Source organism: Tautonia marina (assembly GCF_009177065.1).
In the GTDB taxonomy this organism is placed as follows: domain Bacteria; phylum Planctomycetota; class Planctomycetia; order Isosphaerales; family Isosphaeraceae; genus Tautonia; species Tautonia marina.
The window spans coordinates 13,520-33,533 of the sequence record NZ_WEZF01000005.1 but is presented as its reverse complement, the minus strand read 5'-3'; the positions used below and the strand labels follow the sequence as shown (position 1 = coordinate 33,533).

Here is a 20,014-nt window from a genome sequence, read left to right as displayed (position 1 = left end):
CAGTAGCACTCTCGGTAGCACTACCTGCCGACATTCCGGGGCATTTCGGGGCACCTTCTGACACCAAGCGACGCAAGCCGAAGGCGTCGTAAGTCCTTCCAGCGCATGAAAAAACCCGCCTTTTCAGCGGGTTTCTTGGAAGCTGGGGAACTAGGATTCGAACCTAGACTACTTGATCCAGAGTCAAGCGTGCTACCGTTACACCATTCCCCAATTTGGATAGCCGAGAGGATAAACTTATAAATTCAACGAAAAAATCACAGGAGCCAGGGTCTCACACGCCAGGGTTTGTATTAAATCAGTACGAGCCGCGTCTTTCAAGTCCGATTGATGGAGGGGAGTCGAAATCGTGCAGAAGTTGGGAGATTTGTGAGAGGAATGGAAATGTGAGACACGCGTGAGGGCAAGTGGGGGACGAGTTACCCGAAGTTTGCGAGGGCGCGGAGCCAGATTGAGACGGCCTCTGCGCCCGGGTCGGGATGACCAAGAACACGTGTGCCAAGGTAGCTGGCTCGTCCGCGGCGGGGGAGCATCTGAAGCGTGGATTGCACCCCGGCATCGGCAGCGGAGATGGCCTCGCGTAAGGCGTGATCAGGAGAAGCGCCGGCATGGATCGCCTGATCGAGGGAGGCCGAGGCGGGAGCGAGCGCGTCGAGCATGGTTCGATCACCAGGTTGGGCGCCGCCGAGTTCGGCGATGGCGTCAATTGCGACCCGGAAAGCGTTCGCCCAGGTTCGAGCGTCATGGGGGGACGCAGGGTCGAAGCAGGTCGAGGCTCGAGAGAGGCCTGCCGCATACAGGGGACCGGTCGTCCCTCCCACGGCGTGCTGGATGGTCATGGCCAGGGCTCGAAGCGTGGCGGCCGGATCGTCGGTCGGAAGTGAGGGAAGGAGTTTCTCAATCGCCCGAGCCCCCCGAGCCAGGCTGATCCCCAGATCGCCATCCCCAGACACTCGATCCGATTCGGTAAGCGATGCTTCCGAATCCAGGACGGCGTCGACGATGCGGTGAAGGGCTTGCTTTAGCAATCGTCCCTGTTCGGTTTGTGGCGGAGCGTCGGAGCGAGCGGCTTCGATCCCCTGACCCGACGCCTCGGGAATTGACACCGGGCCGGTACGGATTCGATCGGCCGCATTGGGCCAGGCAGTTGCTCGAGTGGGGGCATCGAGCCGTTCCAGACGTTGCCGGTCAAGGAGCATCACAGAGATGGAGACTCCCGCCATCTCCAGCGAGGTGAGGAAGCTGCCGAGAGACACCCGCTCCACCAGGAGTCTTCGATCGTCCAGAACCAACAAGGCTCGTCGGGCGACAAGGATCAACTCCATCACAGGGGTCGCACCCAGGTTATTCACGAGGAGCGCAACGGGAGTTTCCTCCGACGGATTCAGGTCTTTAAGAATCGGATCGAGTAATTGATCGACGAGGTCATCAACGGGTTGAAGCGGAACACGTCGAATCCCTGGTTCTCCGTGGATCCCGAGCCCGAGCTCAATTTCCTCGGGCCCAAGCTCAAAGCCCGGCTTGCCTGAGACGGGGACAATACCCGGGGAGAGCGCGACCCCCATGGTTCGTACCGCCTGGGCCGCGGCTCGGGCTTCGGCTGCGACCGCGGCCAGCGACGCCCCTGCTTCGCTGGCCGCTCCTGCAACCTTGTGAACGAAGATCGTTCCGGCAAGTCCTCGACGGCCTGCATGATCGACCGAGGATGACAGCGCGACGTCATCGGCCACGATCACCATTTCGACCGGAATTCCCTCTGCGCGGGCCAGTTCGGCGGCCAATCCGAAATTGATGCGATCGCCGGTGTAATTCTTGACGATCAGCAGCACTCCGGCTGGACCGGCAACCGCCCGGATCGCCGCGAGAACTTCATCTGCAGGGGGTGATGTGAACACATCCCCCAAAACGGCCGCCGAAAGCATGCCTTGGCCGACATACCCTGCATGAGCAGGTTCGTGGCCGCTCCCTCCTCCAGAAATCAATGCAACCTGGCGGTGAGTCCCGCGGTTCTCGGCAAAGTCGGCCCGGAGGAGCACGTTGTGTCCCTCCAGGCGCGTCAACCCAGGATCAACCCGAACCAGGCCTTCCAGCATCTCCGGCACCACGTTCCGCGGATCGTTGATCAATTTCTTCATGAATCAGCCTCCGAGATTGGTCCCGATCTCTCGCGTTCGGTGCCGCTGCTGGGTTACTGAAGATCAGTTCGCGGCCGGGAACAGCAACGATTCCGCGGTGCCGGCCAAAAGCCACTGCCGGTCGTCATCATCAAGGAAGTCAAGATGCGATTGAATCAGATCAATACTTGCTTGATACGAATGATCGACGACCTGGAAGGGACAATCACTTTCCCACATGCAGCGATGAGAACCATACGCGGCAACGACGCGGCGAATCATGGGGGCGAGGTCCCGATACGGCGGTCCCATCGGACTCAACGCGTAAAAGGCCCCAACCTTGACGTAAGCATTCGGATTCCGGGCCAGATCACACAAGGCCTCGATCTCAGGCTCTCGGAACTCACCATCAACGCCGATTCGAGCGAGATGATCCACGATAAACGGCGTCTCCGGGTATTTTCGACACACCCGATCGACTTCCGGCAACGCGTCAGGATCAATCAGGAAGCTGATCGCCTGTTTGCTCTCGGAAGCATAGGAAAACATGGATTCATAGCCGGGATGATCGAGCCATCGATCGATCGGAAGATTGAGAAACTGAGGCTGAACACGGAACGCCCGAACCCCCTTGGACGCCAGCTTCGCCATCTCCGCCGCGGGATCAACCCCTTCCGGGTCGATGATCGCGGTCCCGACAAAGCGATCAGGATATGCCGCGATCATGTCGAGCATGTACGAATTATCGAATCCGTAATAGCTCATCTGGATCAAATTGACCCGCCCCACGCCCAGCGGTCGACAGGTTTTCAGCAGCTCCTCTGCCGTAAATGAGGCCGGCTGCATGTCATCCCGAGTGAAACCCTCTGCAAGAGGATACCGGTCGAGATCAGGAGTCCAGATATGCGAATGAGCATCAATGAGCGGTTCCGTCTTCAGATCCAGCGGACCAACCTGGCCTCGAGGTCGCACTCGGGCGGTGGTCTGAGCGGTGTTTCGTTCCTGCACAGCTCCGTCTGCTCGTTCCGATCCGCCCGAGATCGCCAGCCCGGCCAGACCAGCCATTGCCCCCCCCAGCAAGTCACGTCGCGAGATCGAAGACATGGGGTTCAACACAGTCTGGCGCGATACCTCGGACCTTTGGCCGTTGGTTGGGAGTGCCATCGTTTCTGCTCCTCGAATTGATTCCGCCTCGATCGGAATTCGATCGGACGGATTGGAGGGCTATGGCAGCACTCCGATTGTCCGATGTCAAGGAGGGGCGCTCATTTCCAACGAGCGATGGCCGGCTCCATGACGTATCATCGGCTCCGAACCCTGGGCAGCGTTGCGCTTCAGGATCGACATTGACCATCCTGGTCAAGCACAACGCGGGTCATCTGTCCCCCTCAAATCTCCCGAGGAATTGAGAATCGTCATGCGTCGAAGTCTCTCGAACGATCGATCCGACTCGGTCCAGGAAAAGGTCCGCCTCCTTCAAGACGCTTACCAGAAGGGGCGGCTCGACCTGGCCTCATCGCTGGCAGAATCCATCCGGGATACCCTTCGATTCGATCGCCAGGTGACGCCAGATCCGGAAGAACCGGATCTGGATGCCGAGCAGTTCGTGGCTGTTTCTGAACTGCCGAAGCCCTGGGCCGACTGGGGGAACGGCTGGAGGTTCGTGCAGGCCCTTTCGTTGTTCGAGACCATCGGCCAGGCCCGCACCAACGAGCCGATTGAGATTCGGCTCCGTCTTCGAGCCGATCAGGTCACCGACCCAGACCGGGAACTCCGGGTCGCTCGGTTCGACGCCGAACGCAGCACCATCCATGAAGTGCCCTCGCAGGTGTCCGGGGTCACGCGCACCGAGAAGCACTGGCGGTGCCGGTTGGCCTTCCTCGCAGACGTTCCGCAACACGACCGGGCCATCGTTCTCGTCTTCACCGGGAATCCGAACGCCGAGCGCCCCGATTACATCACGGACCTGAAGGTCAAGGGTGAGGGGTACGGTCTGGAAATCAGTAATCACCACTATGTTGCTCAACTCTCCAGCCAGGTCGGACAGCTCGAGCGCCTCATCTCACGTCGAGAGCATGGGCTGGAACTCTACGCCGGAGGAAAAGGGCATGGTGAACCTCCGGGAATCGACTGGGCCCATGATTACGTCGATCATGGCTCATTCCAGAAACTTCGGGTGCGGAACTGGGCAGAGTGTCCCGATTACGAGGTCGAGCGTGGTCCCATCTTCGTTCGGGTCCGCCGCTGGGGATTTCCCCATAGCCCCATCCATCCACTGTTCACTCCGAGCCGCATGCACATCGATCAAACCTACACCTTCCATTCCGGGCTTCCCTACTTTTTCAAGGAAGGGACCATGGAAGCCATCAAGGATCTCCGAATCGAAGCGATGCGCGATGATGAATGGGTCTTCTCCGGCTATTCCTACACGAACCTGATCTGGTTCGATGCCTCGGGCAAGCTGCACGACGGGCCCGTTCCCCCCGAAGCCGCCAACCAACTCTGGGGCGTTGGGTTTTATCACAACCAGAGCCACGATGCCTTCCTTGCCTTCTGGCTGGATCATCGAGTCGAGGGGCATGATCGCATCGACCATTCCGGCTCTCCAACACTCGATTACGCAGGGCACGGCCAACTCTGGAGCCGATACCCGGCGCAGAAGACCGTGCTGAAGGCCGGAACCGTCTTTCATCAACGCAACGCCTATCACCTGTTCCCCTTTTCAGGGGAAGACGATGCGCGATCTCTGGAAGCGATGCGACAACGGCTCCTCAATCCGATCGCATGCCGCGCCGATGAGCTTCCCCAGAGTGATCGTCCTCAAGCGATGGGTTCGCTCGCCCGGGTTGGAGAAACCGAGGAATTCGGCGATCAAAAACGAAGCATCTGGGCAGCCCTTCATCGGGTGAAAGACGAGCAACTCTATACCGCCGACGCGAGTATTGTCGATCTCGGCTACATCTACGATGTCCGAGTTCGCGCCGGTGTCGCCCACGTGATCGTGACCATGCCTCATCGTGGGCGTCCCGTTCACGAGTTCCTGGTCTCACAAGGTGGTGGCCGCGTGAGCGAAGGAATTCGTGAACATGTTCGCAGAGTCGAGGGAATCCAGGATGTGGTCGTTGACCTCACCTGGAACCCTCCCTGGACGGTCGCTCGACTGTCCGATCAGGGGCGCGCGGCCATGGGACTGAACCTCTCCTGATCTGCCATCACGACCAATCAACCTCGGGGAAGGTAGTGAATTCCCCTCCCCGAGGCTTCGCGGCTCGTTGAGCGTCGCGACCACTCATGAGCCCGGATCACGGATACTGATACGGCGCGTCGAGTCCCATCGGGATGCCGAGCATCCAGTACAGCACGAGAAAAATCGTCCAGACCACGAGGAAGACCACCGAGTACGGCAGCATCAATGAGACGAGCGTGCCGATCCCCGTCCCTCTGACATAGCGCTGGCAGTAAACCACCACAAGAGGGAAATAGGGCATCAACGGGGTGATGATGTTCGTGGTCGAATCTCCCACGCGGTAGGCCGCCTGAGTCAGTTCGGGAGAGATTCCCAGTTGCATGAGCATCGGCACGAAGATCGGCGACAGCAACGCCCACTTCGCGGATGCCGAACCGACCAGCAGGTTCACCGCTCCGGTCAACAGGATGATGCCGACGATCGTCACCTGGGGCGGAAGTTTGAGCGCCCGCAGTCCATCGGCCCCCTTCAGGGCCATGAGTGCACCAATGTTCGAATCGTTGAATGCCTTGATGAACAGCGAAGCGAAAAAGGCGAGGACGATATAGTAGCCCATCGCCGCCATCGACTTGCTCATTCCCTTGATGATGTCTCGGTGGTTCTCGACCGTGCCGGCCGCATAGCCGTAAACGACGCCGGGAACCAGGAAGAGGAGGAAGATCAAGGGTACGATCGATTGCATCAACCGCGCCTTGGCGTCGGTCAGGCCCCCTTCGGGCGACCGCAAGGGAGAGTCAGCCGGGAAGCTGAGCACACCGAGCACCACGAGACTCCCAACCATCGCCACTAGGGCGGCCACCAGCCCTCGCCACTCGCGCGGGCCGAGCGATTCCATCGGCTGAAGGTCGGAAAGATCGCCATCGATCTTGGTCATCGCCAGGCGAGGCTCGATCACCCGATCCGTGAGAAACCAGCCGAGCACGATGATCAGGGCGGAGGAAGCGGCCGTGAAGTACCAGTTGCAGAGCGGGTTGACCAGACGATCAGCGTCGATCACCTGCGCTCCGGCCTGGGTGAGCCCCTGGAGCAACGGGTCGATGCCGGAGGGGATGAAATTCGCGCTGAACCCTCCCGACACTCCGGCAAAGGCCGCCGCGATTCCGGCCAGCGGATGCCGTCCGGCCGCGTGAAAAATCACCCCGCCCAGCGGAATCACCAGCACGTACCCGGCATCGGCCGCCGTGTGGCTCACGATCGCCACCAGGATGAGCATGGGGGTCAGCAGCGACCGCGACGTGATCCCGAGCAGAGCCTTCAACCCGGCATTGATGAAGCCGGTGTGTTCGGCCACTCCCACGCCCAGCAAGGCCACCAGCACCACTCCCAGCGGGTGGAAGCCGACGAAGGTAGCCACCATGTTCGCCAGAAAGTCGGCCAGGCTGTCGCCGGTCAACTGGTTCTGGATCCGAATCGGTTCCTGGGTGACCGGGTGAATCTCGGTGAACTCAATCGGGGAAAGGGCTGCCGACGCTCCCCAGACAATCAGCATCAGGATAAGGAAAAGGACCGCCGGGTCGGGCAGCATGTTGCCGAGCCGTTCGATCAGATTCAGGGCGCGGTCGATCGCGGTTGGTCGGTGCTCGGGACTGGTTCCCGTGACCTGCGGGGGCGGGTCGGTGGCCTCGGGGGGCATCCGCGGCTGCTCGGAATCGTCGTTCATCAGTTGCGTTACTCACCGATCAGGCCAGATCGGATCGAGTCGGCACACCGCCGAGCCTTCTTCGCCTCGACCCGTCCCGATTCTGACACGGTCGCCCGGCCACGCAAGGGGGAGCCTGGCGGAATTGGTACGGATCGATGGCGTCGGATCACGATCGACAGGGAATCGACGGCGATTCCAGACCCCCTCAGACGACCGCGTACCAGAGTGTAGCCAGCACGTGACAGGCTGATCCCGCCATCACGAACACATGCCAGACCAGATGATGAAACTTCATCCGATGCGAGGCATAAAATCCAACGCCGATGGTGTACGCCATTCCCCCGGCCACCAGCAGGGCCAGCCCCCTCGGGTCCATCCGTTCCGTGACCGGTCCCACCACCAGAAGAATCAACCAGCCCATCACCAGGTAGAGCTTGGTTCCCTGATACGGCCGAATGGTACCGGCCGCGATGGTCCGGACGATTCCATAGATGGCAAGGCTCCAGACCGTTGCGAGCAACACCCAGCCCCAGGTCCCTCGGAGCACACCGAGCGCGAAGGGAGTATACGTTCCCGCAATCAGCAGGAAAATGGCCGCCCGGTCCACGACCTCGATCGTTCGCTTTGTTTGTCCTTCTGGAAGCGCATGATGAAGGGCCGACGAGAGATAGACCACCACCATCGTGGTCCCGAAGATGGCCGCGGCCACGGCGGCGGTTGTCCCCCCGACATTCAAAGCGCCGTCGATCAGCAACGGAAACACCAGGATTGCCGCCACGAACCCGAGCCCGTGACTCACCGCATTGGCGAGTTCCTCGGCCTTCGTCCAGGGTCTCCACTCCGGTTCCTTGCGATCATTCATCCAGTTGAGCCCAGCGATTCGCGGACAATCGATCTCGTGGAGGCGGGAGTCTTCCAGTTTCATCGGTTCGTTCCCCCTGCACTCTCAAAATGATAGGACCGGATGCCCACGCTCGATCGCTCTTGTAAGATGGAAAACCCTGGGCGATTACGCAGATCAGGCCGCTCCTCGCTGTGCTCGTTCGGCCCCCTTTGAGATCGGCTCCTGAGGATTTCTTCAATGAATCGGAATACCGCCCTGTTCGAAATCCCTCGCGGACCGAGGCGCATGGTGGTCGGACTGGCCATCGCAACCCTGGCGGTGGCTCCGGTTTGGGCTCAGGAGAAGGACGACCCTCATCAACGCATTTCCGAAATTCAGGATCGGATTGACGACCTGACCAGGCAACTCGAAGTCTTGAAGCAGGAGGAGGCGGAACAGGCATTGGCTGGGCCGCCGGCTCTCCCGGTCGATCCGACCTGGATTGGCAACCTACAATGGCGAGCGATCGGTCCTGCCAACATGGGAGGGCGGATCGTGGCCCTAGCAGTCGTCGCAACGGACCCCAGCACATTCTATGTTGGCACAGCCTCCGGGGGGTTACTCAAGACGACGAACAACGGCATTTCCTTCACTCACCTGTTCGACCGAGAAACCACGGTTTCGATTGGAGACGTCACGGTGGCCCCGTCGGACCCGAACATCGTCTGGGTCGGCACGGGAGAACAGAACCCGAGAAACTCCGTCTCATACGGCGATGGTGTCTACAAATCCACCGATGGCGGCAAGTCCTGGACCAACATGGGGCTGACCGAGTCGTTTCAGATTGGCCGCATTCTGATCCATCCCGAGAATCCAGAGGTCGTTTACGTCGGTGCGCTGGGTCGACTCTACGGCCCGAACGAGCAGCGAGGGCTGTTCAAAACCACCAATGGCGGCGAAACCTGGGAGAAGGTTCTCGAACTCGACGAAAACACCGGGATCATCGACGCGGTCATGCATCCGAAAGAGCCCGACACGTTGCTCGTCGCCGCCTATGAGCGTCGGCGCGACGAATTCGACGTGGGCGACCCCGCCGTCAAGTTTGGTGAGAAGGCCGGAATCTACAAGACCACCGACGGCGGTCAATCGTTCTCCCGAATCACGGAAGGGTTGCCGACCTGCAAGCTTGGTCGCATCGGCCTGACCTATTTCCGGTCGAATCCGGACATCGTCTTCGCCATTGTCGAATCGGAGCGCATTGGAGAAGGCCCCAAACTCCCGGAAGGGAAACAGCCCGCCCTGATGGGCATCCAGGGCGAGGATTCCGAGGTCGGCGCGGGGCTAACGGCAATTCGTCCGGACGGACCTGCCGCAAGGGCTGGACTTGAACCCGGAGACGTCATCACCGCGATCGACGGATCCAACGTTGAGACGTACCAGGATCTGATCGACATTCTCCGATCGAAGCATGCAGGCGAGACGGTCACGATCAACGCTCGTCGTGGAGACGAGGGCAAGACCTTCATGGTGACGTTTGACGCTCGGCGAACTCAGGAGGGACCAAGACTCCCATTCGCCGCGTCCCTCGGCGGGCAACTGGAAAACAAGCAGGATGAACAGGGAGCGGAAGGCTTCGAGACCGGCGGTGTCTTCAAATCGACCGACGGCGGCGACACCTGGACCCGGATCAACAGCCTGAATCCCCGGCCGATGTACTTCAGCAAGATTCGCGTCGACCCCTCGGATGAGCAACGCATCTACGTTCTGGGGGTTGCTCTGCACCGTTCCGAGGACGGCGGCAAGACCTTCACCGCCGACGGTGCCCAGGGCGTCCATGCCGACCACCACGCCATGTGGATCGACCCCCGCGATGGTCGCCACATCATCCTCGGCAACGACGGCGGCACCTATGTCACCTACGATCGCTGCGAGCAATGGGACCACCTGAACCACCTGGCGCTCGGGCAATTCTACCACGTTGCGATCGACCCTCGACGCCTCTATTCCGCCTATGGCGGCCTCCAGGACAACGGCACCTGGGGAGGTCCGGTCGCCACCCGCAACGGTCAGGGCCCGACCAACGAGGATTGGATTCGCGTGGGCGGTGGCGACGGATTCCGCTGCCGGGTCGATCCCGACGACCCCGACCTGATCTACTACACCAGCCAGTACGGAGCCTTGCAGCGCGTGAATCTCCGCACCGGCGAGCGTGGGAGCATTCGCCCTCCTCGTTCCGAAGGGGGCCGATATCGCTGGAACTGGAACACTCCCTTCATCCTCTCGAACCAGAATCCCAGGATCTACTACGCCGCAGGCAATTATGTGTTCAAGTCGCTCGACCGTGGGAATGACCTTCGGATCATCTCTCCCGAGATCACCCGAACCGATCGAGGCAGCGCCACGGCCTTGGGAGAGTCTCCCGTCGATGGAGAGGTTCTTTACGTCGGGACCGACGACGGAAAGCTCTGGGTCACCCGCAATGGTGGTGGGGATTGGACCGATGTCACCGAGGCTCTTGGTTTGCCTGGTCCGAGGGGCATCAGCACGATCGAACCTTCCCGGTTCGAGGCCGGCCGTTGCTATGTCGCCGTCGATGGCCACCGCAATGACGATGATAACCCCTATCTCTTCGTCACCGAGGATTACGGCCAGACCTGGGAACCAATCACCGGCAACCTTCGTCGCGGTTCGACCCGATGCCTTCGGGAAGATGTCAAGAACCCCGCCCTGCTCTACTGCGGCACCGAGTTCGCCCTCTGGTTCTCGGTCGATCGAGGGGAGTCGTGGCAGTCGCTCAACAGCAACCTGCCGACGGTGGCGATCCATGAGATCGCCGTTCATCCCACCGCCGGGGAGATCGTGGCCGCCACGCATGGCCGAAGTCTCTGGGTGCTCGACGTGACCCCACTCCGAGAGCTGACCGAGGAAGTCCGGAACGCGAAGGCCCATCTCTATCAGCCCCTTCCTGCGGTCCGATGGAAGCGGGAGCCAATCCGAGGGGGGACCAATCGGAAGTTCTATGGCGAGAACCCGACGACCGGCGGCGTGCTGTATTACTCCTTAACCGAGGAGGCCAAGCAGATCGCCTTGACGGTCGTCGACGCCGCGGGCCAGACCGTGCAACCCCTCAACGCGACGCGCCAGCCGGGCCTGCACCGGGTTGTCTGGGACCTGACCCGAAGGCCGGAAGGAGGGAGGAGATTCACCGCCGGTCGGGGGAGCCGGGGAACTCCCGTGCCGCCCGGTACTTATGGGATCATCCTTGAGGTCGATGGTGAGCCCTTCCGGCAGACGATCCGCGTGGATCAGGATCCGGCCTTGCCCAACTCGGAAACCATCGTTGCCGATGCCGACTGGCAACCGATCAACGTGGAGGAAGAACCGAAAGGGGCTCGCAACGAGCGGGTCGACTTCGACTGATCGCCCCGCCGAATCGGCCGAGCCTTCCCGGACGTCTCAGACCCAGGGCGTCTCGGGAGCCGGTCGATTATCGGGTAGTTGGTTGATTTCTCGGGACAGTGGGGGCCAAGATGGCGCTCGACTTTCCCTGAGGGGGAGTCTCGACTCCGCCCGCGTCGATCGACACCCGAGACGTTTGAACCTAAGAGGGGTCTTCTCATGACGCAGACGATGCGCACCGCCTTGGCGGCCCTGGCTGCCGGGGCCCTGGTGGCCACATCCGCAAACGCCCAGACCTTGACCGCCGGGATGGACCGGGGAACACCGGATCTGAAGTCGGCTGGAGCCTTGGCCTTCGGGCCTGATGGGGTCCTGTTCGTCGGCGACTCCACCGGCGCGGCCGTTTTTGCCATTGCCACGGGCGACACCGAATGCGCCTGCCGAGGAACAATCCAGGCCGCCAAGATCAACGAGCGGATTGCCGCCGAACTTGGCACGGAGAGCCGAGAGATCCTCATCAACGACCTGGCCGTCAATCCGGCCACGGGGAACGCCTTCCTGTCGGTGTCGCGAGGCCGGGGACCGGAGGCCGAGCCGGCCATCGTTCGCGTCGAGCCATCGGGGCTAGTCGAAGTGCTTGACCTCTCCGACGTGGCCTTCGCCAAGGCCATGCTGCCGAACGCTCCCGATCCGAACGCCGAGGAACGCGGCCGGAGCCTTCGCAGCCAGTCGATCACCGACCTGGTCTTCGTCGATGGTCGCCTGTTCGTCGCCGGGCTGTCGAACGAGGAGTTCTCCTCTCGCCTGATGGCGATTCCCGTCCCCTTCCAGGCCGATGCCGAGTCGGCCAGCCTGGAGATCTACCACGGTGCACACGGGCGATTCGAAACGCGGTCGCCGATTCGGACCTTCATCACCACGCAGCTTCAAGGTGAGCCGTACCTGATGGCCGCCTACACCTGCACCCCGCTGGTGAAGATCCCGATGGACGAGCTGCAGGCCGGTGCCCATGTGAAGGGGACCACCATCGCCGAGCTGGGCAACCGCAACACCCCGCTCGACATGGTCGCCTACCAGAAGGACGGGCGCGACCTGCTTCTGATCGCCAACTCGGCCCGAGGCGTCATGAAACTCGACGCCGGCCCGGCCCTGTCGATCGAGGGGATCACCACCCGGATTGAGGACACCGCAGGGCTCGATTATGAGACCCTCGGCCACCTCAACGGTGTGGTCCAGCTCGACCGGCTCAACGACACGCACGCCCTGATCCTTGTCCAGGATGATAGCGGCGCCCAGGACCTGCAGTCGATCGAGCTCCCCTGATTTCAAGGGCCATTCGCTCGCGATCGCCGAGGCTCGGGATTTCCCGAGCCTCGGGCCGTCGTGTGCAGCCAGATGGATCAGGACTCCCCTGCCCTTCACGATTCCGGGATGAGAACCATCATGACCTGCTGGCTCCCCTTGCTCTTGGGCGTCGCCGGGCTTCTGGGCTCGGCCGGGAACGAAGGGCCGTCGATCCGGCTGGCGGAGGATGGAGCGTTCGAGGTCGTCGGCCTCGATGCGTCCACGATGGAACTCCTGAAGGAGGAAGGGCTTCGGCCCAAAACGCTGTTCACGGTCGCGGTCCTCGGAGCAGATGTGCCCATGCTCGGCCGCCTGCGGATGGACTCGGATCGCCTCCGGTTCGAACCTCGATACGCCATCCGACCCGGAACGACCTACCGAGCGACCTTTCGGCCTGGCTTGCTCCCTGGCGCCGACCCGGATGTGAGGCCGATCGAAGCCGATCTGGCCCTCCCAGACCCTGCCGACTCCGCCGAACCGACCCGCATTCTTGCGGTCTATCCCTCTGGGGATCAGCTTCCGGAAAACCTGCTTCGCGTCTACGTTCACTTCTCCGCTCCCATGAGTCGAGGAGAGGTGTACCGTCACCTCCAGTTGCTGGGGCCTGACGGTGATCCGGTCCCGTCCCCGTTCCTTGAGTTGGATGAGGAACTGTGGGACCCGTCGGGGACTCGTCTGACCTTGCTGATTGATCCGGGTCGGATCAAGCAAGGGCTTGTTCCTCGGGAGGAGCTTGGCCCGGTCCTGGAGGCGGGGCAACGCTACACGCTCCAGATCGGGGCGGAATGGCCGGATTCTGCCGGTCGTTCTCTGGCGGAGCCCTTTCGCAAAGTCTTTGAGACACTGCCCGCCGATGAGGTTCCACCCGACCCCTCGGATTGGCAACTCGCTACACCAATGGCCGGAAGCCGAGAACCACTCCGGGTTCAGTTGCCCGAACCGCTCGATCATGCCCTGATGGGTCGATTAGTTTTCGTCTCCGATGAGCAAGGGCGTCTTCTGTCTGGCCAGTCCGAGGTGACGGACCACGAGACGCGATGGTCGTTCACTCCCGATGCGCCCTGGCGACCCGGCCGATATCTCCTGGTTGCCGATACCGACCTGGAAGACCTCGCCGGAAATGGCATTGGTCGGCCGTTCGAGGTCGACGTATTCGAACGGATCGAGCCCCGCGTGGATGTGCGGACTGTGTCCGTTCCCTTCCAGGTTGCTCCTTGAGGCTCGACGATCCGAGATCGGATCGCCCCTCCTGATGCTTCCACCAAATTCTCAAAGAGCGTTTCTGGGCGATCGCTCGCCTGGTAAGCGGTTTGGTTCTGTGCCAGATCGGATCGGGAGCGCTTCTTGGATCGCTCCTTGTGGAAGTAGGGTGGCTGACCTAACACTTAATTTCAAAGGAGCTTGCGCTCATTCGGTGGTCGATGTGATCGCCTCGAATTGGGTTCGTTCCGTTCCGGGCGCTCCGTGACGTGCGCTGGAGCGAAACGGTGGGGAGACCGAACGAGGGTCGAGGACCGACACGGAGAAGACGGGCCCTCGGGTGCGCGACGGTGCGCCCGGCGGTGCGCTGTCAGTGCGCGGATCGGATGACAGAGGATGATGGGTGTAAATTATTGGAGTAAAGCAGGTTAGGACGCGGTCTTTAGCAATCGGAGGGACGTTCAATCGGTTCGTTTCGTTGTGGGATGCGATTGAGGTTGTGTGTCGAGGAGGCCGAAATCGTCGAGCGTGTTCATCCCAGACTGCATCGTCCGTTGAGGCGAGATTTGGGTTTGTCTGGTTGCGCACGACGGGAGTCAACAGCACGTTTGTCCCTGGATCGAGAAGTGAGGCAGGGATGGCCAATCATCCTGGGAGTCAGGGCAGCATGAGAGGGAATCAGGGCCAGGAACGATGAGCCATCATGGCGGGCACGCCGTCCGGGAGAACGGAACGCCTTCTCCCAAAGTATCAGGGAATGAGGGCTGAAAATTCATGTTTTCAGGGGAACCGATTGAATTCTTGTCCCGACTGCTCCCGGTTTGTGAACGAGACCAGGGCTTGAATCGGGAGATAACCTGCTGAGGCGCGCAGGCCGTGAGGAATTCCGGTTGCGAGTGGTTCGATCCGCGTGGCGAAATCGACCCCAGCCCCGATGCTGTTCGAACATCGAGGCGAAGCGCATGCGCGGGTGGTCTGAGCGGAGGGAGGGGTAAACGGGCAGGACCCGGCAGACCTCCGAGGGTTGAGATCGGAGGTCGGCCGGGTCCTTGATGGGTTCGGAGCAACGCTGGGGCGCGGGACGATCAGACGTAGACGCCCTGATCGTTGATGCTGACCTCGACGCCTTGCTCGGCGAGGTAGCCGAGGCATCGGCGGGGGAGGCGGCAATCGAGGGTCACACGGTCGCCGTCGGAGTAGGTCCGGTTGCGGATCAAGGCGTGTTGTGCCAGATACGCGAGCACGCGGCCATCGCCGACGGTGGTTTCGATCCGGGCGTCGAGGGCGTTTTCGTTGAGGGCCTCGCGGACGGCCTGTTCCAGGCGGTCGAGTCCGTCGCCCGAGGCGGCGCTGACGATGATCGACTCGTCGTGATGGGCTCGAAGCACATCAAGGAAGGAGCGATCGGGGACACGATCGGCCTTGTTCAGCACAAGGATTGTGGGATGGTCTCGCAGGCCGATTTCCTCAAGCACGGCGTTGACCGCATGGATCTGGGTCTCGGCCTCGGGGCTGGAGGCATCGACGACGTGCAGCAGGAGATCCGCCTGGCGGGCCTCCTCCAGCGTGGCCTTGAACGAGGCGACGAGGGAGTGCGGCAGGTCTCGAATGAACCCGACGGTATCGGAAAGCAAGACCTGGCCCCCTCCGGAGAAGTTCCAGCGGCGGGTCCGGGTGTCGAGCGTGGCGAACAGCTTGTCCTCGACCAGCACGCCGGCGCCGGTCAGAGCGTTCATCAGGGTGCTCTTCCCGGCGTTGGTGTAGCCGACGAGCGAAACCGTGGGCACGGCGTCTCGGGCAGCGACTTCACGTTCCTTGCGGGCCTGGATCTTCGAGAGCTTGGCTTTCAGATCCTGGATGCGTCCTTCGACGAGCCGGCGGTCGGTTTCGAGCTGCTTTTCACCCGGACCTCGGACACCGATCCCCCCCTTGTAACGGGAGAGGTGGGTCCACATCCGCTTCAGCCGCGGCAACGAGTATTCGAGCTGGGCCAGCTCGACCTGCAAGCGCGACTCGTTGGTGCGGGCGTGGGTGGCGAAGATGTCGAGAATGACCTCGGTGCGGTCGATGACCTTCACCCCGAGTGCCTTCTCCAGGTTGCGACCCTGGGCGGGTCCGATGTCGTGGTCGATGACCACGAGGTCGGCCTCCTGGGATTCGCAAAGCTCCTTGAGTGCATCGACCTTGCCGGAACCGATGACGGTGGCAATGTCGATCTGTTGCCGCTTCTGGAGGAGGGAACCGACGACGACCAGGCCCGCCGTCTGAGCCAGACCTCGAATCTCGTCGAGAGGGTCCTCGGGGTTATACTGCCCGTCGGGCAGCAGGACGCCGACAAGGATGGCCCGTTCGCGGAGATCCTTCCGATCGGTGCTCTTCAGTTCAGTCAAGGCGGCTATAACCCTCGATGGGGAGTGGAAAGGATTTGGTGCGACGAGAAACCCTCGCCTCACTCCTGGGGAGCCTCAAAGCTCTCCCGTGACGCTGCAACCCCGCGCCGATTCTAGGTCGGCGGGTGTCGTGCCGTCAACGAAGCATGATCGCCCCGCATCGGGATAGACACAATGGGTCTTCTCCAAGTTCGTCCGCCGGCAAAGAAATGTTCAGTCAATTCACCTCCGGAGCACGCTGCATGAGGAGGACGCTAATGGCTCACCCGCAAGCGAATCAGGTCGAGTTCGACGATCGAGAGGAAGGGGTCGAGGATGAGGCAAAGACCCGGCGCGGTTGAATCAGACCGGACGTCGGATCGGCCTTGGCAAGGGCGAGCAAGCTGCCGTCGGGGGCGAGTAACGCGACCTCTTCTCCGACACTCGGCGCGGTGAGGTCGAAGGCAGTCGCCTCGATCGCCTGCCCCCGGCCAATGGCGGCGGCCTGCTCGGCATTCAGGAGCAGGTGAGGACGATCGGTCACGGCATCGAGGGGGGAACGAAGTCGCCCGACGATTGCCTCGAACGTGAGGAATTCGGGATCAGCAGAGATCGCGTCGTCTTCGAGAAACGGGCCGATCCGGGTCCGGCGGAGGGTGGCGATCAGGCCGCCGCAGCCAAGGGCGTCTCCCACATCGCGGGCAATCGACCGGATGTAGGTCCCCGCGCCACAATCGACCGAAATCTCCAGGTGGGGCCATTCGTAGCGGAGCAAGGAAATCTGATCGATCCGCACGGGGCGAGGGGCGAGTTCGACCGATTTCCCCTCCCGAGCGAGGTCATAGGCACGCTTCCCATCGACCCGAAGCGCCGAGTAGGCGGGAGGGAGCTGGTCGATGGTGCCGACCTGGGAGGCGAGTGCGTCACGGACCTGAGCTTCAGAAGGAATGGGGGGATCGAGGACGGGGGTGATGGTGCCGTCGGCGTCGAGGGTGTCGCTGGTCGCCCCGAGGAGAATGGTGGCGAGGTAGGTTTTGGGCTGACGTTGGACCTGTTCGATTAACCGGGTGGCCGAACCGATCGCAACGACCAGAACCCCCGAGGCCAGGGGGTCGAGCGTGCCGGCGTGGCCGACCTTCGGTTTCGGTTTCCGAAAGGCGCGGACGACCCGGTTGACCACGTCGCGCGAGGTCAGGCCGATGGGTTTATCGACATTCAGGAATCCAGACAACGGCACGGCGGAGGGGGGCACGGAGGACTCCAGCAAGGGGCGGATCAGAAACGCGTCGAAACCCATCGGACAGGCCAAGGGGAGGCCGATGGATCATCATGTAACGGTTTGGGTGTTTGTGCTGGTGAGCGTTTAGGGATGAGCGACCTTAAGTGTCACGGGGAGGGAGATCGAGGCAGGAGCCAGGCACGAGCGGTCGTCGCAAGCCTGGTAGCGGATCGAAAGGGTGAGGTCGAGGGAATCGGCCTCGGTGGCGTCGGGGATCGAGAGGCGGACGACGGCCGTGATCGAGCCGGAGTAGACGGAGATGGGGGCGTCCTGCCCCGCAAGGGTGAGGGGTTCGCCGGGGGGGTAAGAGACGTCGAGCAGACGAACCGGGGAGTCGTCTGGGAGCGTGATAAGGGTGGGAACAAGGTTCGGGGCGCCGGCGGGGTTGGCGTTCAGGTGGTACTTCTCGTCGATCGTCAGGGTGACTCGGATTTCAAACGGTTTGCCAGGCTGGATGGGTTCCTCAGGCTTGGACACGGTGGGAGAGACGACCCTGAGCCGGTTGGTCGTCGGTGAGGGGGCCTCGGTCGGGAGCCGGAGGCGGCCGGGTGTAAACGGAGCGTTGGCGGCCGGGGCGGGAGCGGCGTTGTCCAGATCGAGCAGTTCCTCGACGGCGACGAGCAAGAGCGGAGCCGATGCCGGGGACCGTCCCATCGACGGGGCGAAGGCGTCCAGGGCGTCTCGGGCGGTGTCTCGGTAGATCGGGTCGCCGGTGAGGCGGTGGAGAGCGAGCAGGCTGAGGATCGCCACGGCATTCGGACCGGGAAGCGCGCCGTCGTACGGGTCCTTGACCCGGGCGACGAGGCTTTCGTGATCGTCGGCCGTGAAGAAGAAACCGCCGCGCTGGGGATCGGCGAAGGAGGCAATCATCCGGTCGGCCAGTTCGCGGGCCTGGGCGAGCCGTTCGGGGTCATCGGAAGCCGCATGCAGGCGCAGGAGTCCGTGGATGAGAAACGCATAATCTTCGAGATAGGCCGGCAAGCGGCTGGAGCCGCTTCGAAAGGATCGGAGCAAGTTGCCGTCGTCGTCTCGGAGGGAATCGAGCAGGAAGTCAGCGGCGCGGTTGGCGATGTCGAGGTATCGAGGTTCATCGAGCACCCGGGCCCCGTCGGCAAAGGCGGCGAGCATCAGGCCGTTCCAGGCGGTCAGCGCGGTGTCGTCGAGGAAGGGTGCCTCGCGCTGGTTGCGGGCGTCGAGGAGCCGGGCGCGGAGCGGGGCGAGGGCGTCTTCAACCTGTTCGGGAGCAAGTCCGAGGGCGACGGCGAGATCGCCGGGAGTGTCGGGGTGAAGGAGGACGAAGCGGTCCCCTTCGAAATTGGGTTCACGAGTCAGGCCGTAGGAGCGGGCGAAAAGATCGTAGGCGTCTTCATCATCGCCAAGGGCGGTTTTCACCTCATCAGGTGTCCAGACGTAAAAGGCGCCTTCTTCTCCCTCCGTTTCCGCGTCGAGGGAGGAGGCGAAGCCGCCATCGGGGAGGGTCATGGTGTCGGCGACAAAGTCGAGGGTGGCGCGGGCCTCGTCGGCCCATCGAGGATCATCGGTCAGCTCGAAGGTATCGAGGAGGACGGAGGCGAGCTGGGCGTTGTCGTAGAGCATCTTCTCGAAGTGAGGGACGGTCCAGGAGCGATCGGTGCTGTAGCGGTGGTAGCCGCCGGCGAGGTGGTCGCGGATGCCCCCTCGGCAGATACGGTCGAGCGTTTTTAGGACCATCTCTTTCGGCTCGGGAAGGGAACCGGTCGGGGATTGGCCGCGGCGGGCCTGGTCGAGGAGGAAGACAAGGTTCGACGGCTCGGGGAACTTGGGGCGTTTCGGTTGCTGGGGATCGAAGCCGAATCCGCCGTACTCAGGATCGAAGCGTCGGGAGAGGGCATTGAGCCCCTGGTCGGCGAGGTCCCGAGAGAGCGGAACCTCCTCGATGGCCGGGCCGACATCGGAGAGGCGGCGCACATAGGCGGTGAGTTGGGTGGCGTCTTGCTCGATCTCGTCACGGCGGTTGGTCCAGGCGTCGTGAATGGCCTCAAGCACCTGGGGAAAACTGGGAAGACCATCACGAGGTTGGGGAGGGAAATAGGTGCCGCCGTAGAAGGGGCGTCCGTCGGGCGTGAGGAACATCGAGAGGGGCCAGCCGCCGCTCCCTCCGGTGATGCCGAGCAAGGCGGTCATGTAGATCTGATCGACGTCGGGGCGTTCCTCGCGGTCGACCTTGATGCAAATACAATGCTCATTCATGAGGGCGGCGATGGCCTCGTCTTCGAAGCATTCGCGTTCCATCACGTGGCACCAGTAGCAGGATCGGTAGCCGATCGAGAGGAAGATGGGCTTGTTTTGCTGCCGGGCGGCCTCGAAGGCGTCGGGACCCCAGGGGAACCAGTGCACCGGATTTTCGGCGTGCTGAAGCAGGTAGGGGCTCGACTCATCGGCCAGGCGATTGGTGCCGTCACTTGCCAGGAGGGGGCCGGCAGTGTTCAGCAGGAGCAGGGAGGCTAGCCAGAAGAAGACGGAGCGGGAATCACGACTCCGGGGAGAGAGGGGAATCGGCAGGAGGAGGAAGGACGGTCGCATGGTGGCCTCGCTCGGTGGGATCGCGGGGCGATGGT

Annotated in this window: 11 protein-coding genes and 1 tRNA gene; 4 read left to right on the top strand and 8 right to left on the bottom strand. The window is 62.3% G+C overall.

Features of this window, described 5'->3' with window-relative positions; translation table 11 throughout:
- Positions 1-142: 142 nt before the first annotated feature.
- From GA615_RS07550 to GA615_RS07540, 3 genes are all read right to left on the bottom strand, one after another.
- A tRNA-Gln gene (locus tag GA615_RS07550) sits at positions 143-213 on the bottom strand.
- A 206-nt stretch (positions 214-419) separates the two neighbouring features.
- Positions 420-2,135 (bottom strand): dihydroxyacetone kinase subunit DhaK, encoded by a 1,716-nt coding sequence (gene dhaK, locus GA615_RS07545; RefSeq protein WP_152050676.1) that lies wholly within the window; start codon positions 2,133-2,135, stop codon positions 420-422.
- A 63-nt stretch (positions 2,136-2,198) separates the two neighbouring features.
- A complete protein-coding gene (locus GA615_RS07540; RefSeq protein WP_235905198.1) occupies positions 2,199-3,218 on the bottom strand; it encodes an amidohydrolase family protein in 1,020 nt (339 codons plus the stop codon).
- Between the two features lie 313 nt (positions 3,219-3,531).
- Here GA615_RS07540 and GA615_RS07535 point away from each other — a divergent pair, with 313 nt between their 5' ends.
- Complete coding sequence (locus tag GA615_RS07535; protein ID WP_152050675.1) at positions 3,532-5,319, top strand: metal-sulfur cluster assembly factor; 1,788 nt, start codon at positions 3,532-3,534, stop codon at positions 5,317-5,319.
- Positions 5,320-5,416: 97 nt separating this feature from the next.
- Here the strand turns inward: GA615_RS07535 and GA615_RS07530 are convergent, their stop codons facing one another.
- Together GA615_RS07530 and trhA are read right to left on the bottom strand one after the other, a co-directional pair.
- Positions 5,417-7,021 (bottom strand): AbgT family transporter, encoded by a 1,605-nt coding sequence (locus GA615_RS07530; protein ID WP_152050674.1) that lies wholly within the window; start codon positions 7,019-7,021, stop codon positions 5,417-5,419.
- Between the two features lie 187 nt (positions 7,022-7,208).
- Positions 7,209-7,865 carry a PAQR family membrane homeostasis protein TrhA gene (gene trhA / locus GA615_RS07525; protein ID WP_152050906.1) on the bottom strand — a complete coding sequence of 219 codons (657 nt, stop codon included), beginning with the start codon at positions 7,863-7,865 and terminating at the stop codon, positions 7,209-7,211.
- Between the two features lie 219 nt (positions 7,866-8,084).
- Between trhA and GA615_RS07520 the strand changes: the two genes are divergently transcribed.
- The 3 genes from GA615_RS07520 to GA615_RS07510 all read left to right on the top strand — a co-directional run bounded on the left by GA615_RS07520 (position 8,085) and on the right by GA615_RS07510 (position 13,787).
- Positions 8,085-11,246 (top strand): VPS10 domain-containing protein, encoded by a 3,162-nt coding sequence (locus tag GA615_RS07520; protein WP_152050673.1) that lies wholly within the window; start codon positions 8,085-8,087, stop codon positions 11,244-11,246.
- Between the two features lie 198 nt (positions 11,247-11,444).
- Positions 11,445-12,548, top strand: coding sequence for a hypothetical protein (locus GA615_RS07515; protein WP_152050672.1), 1,104 nt, complete (start codon positions 11,445-11,447; stop codon positions 12,546-12,548).
- 120 nt (positions 12,549-12,668) lie between these two features.
- Entirely contained in the window at positions 12,669-13,787 is a 1,119-nt protein-coding gene (locus GA615_RS07510) for a hypothetical protein (RefSeq protein WP_152050671.1), read from the top strand.
- A 1,067-nt stretch (positions 13,788-14,854) separates the two neighbouring features.
- On the opposite strand, the gene hflX is transcribed toward GA615_RS07510, so the two are convergent.
- The 3 genes from hflX to GA615_RS07495 form a co-directional block, all read right to left on the bottom strand.
- Positions 14,855-16,159, bottom strand: a complete 1,305-nt coding sequence (hflX, locus tag GA615_RS07505) for a GTPase HflX (protein ID WP_152050670.1) — start codon at positions 16,157-16,159, stop codon at positions 14,855-14,857.
- 277 nt (positions 16,160-16,436) lie between these two features.
- Positions 16,437-17,390: a tRNA pseudouridine(55) synthase TruB gene (gene truB, locus GA615_RS07500; RefSeq protein WP_235905196.1), complete on the bottom strand. Its 954-nt coding sequence runs from the start codon at positions 17,388-17,390 to the stop codon at positions 16,437-16,439.
- Positions 17,391-17,501: 111 nt separating this feature from the next.
- Positions 17,502-19,979: a DUF255 domain-containing protein gene (locus GA615_RS07495; protein WP_161602217.1), complete on the bottom strand. Its 2,478-nt coding sequence runs from the start codon at positions 19,977-19,979 to the stop codon at positions 17,502-17,504.
- Between the last annotated feature and the right edge of the window lie 35 nt (positions 19,980-20,014).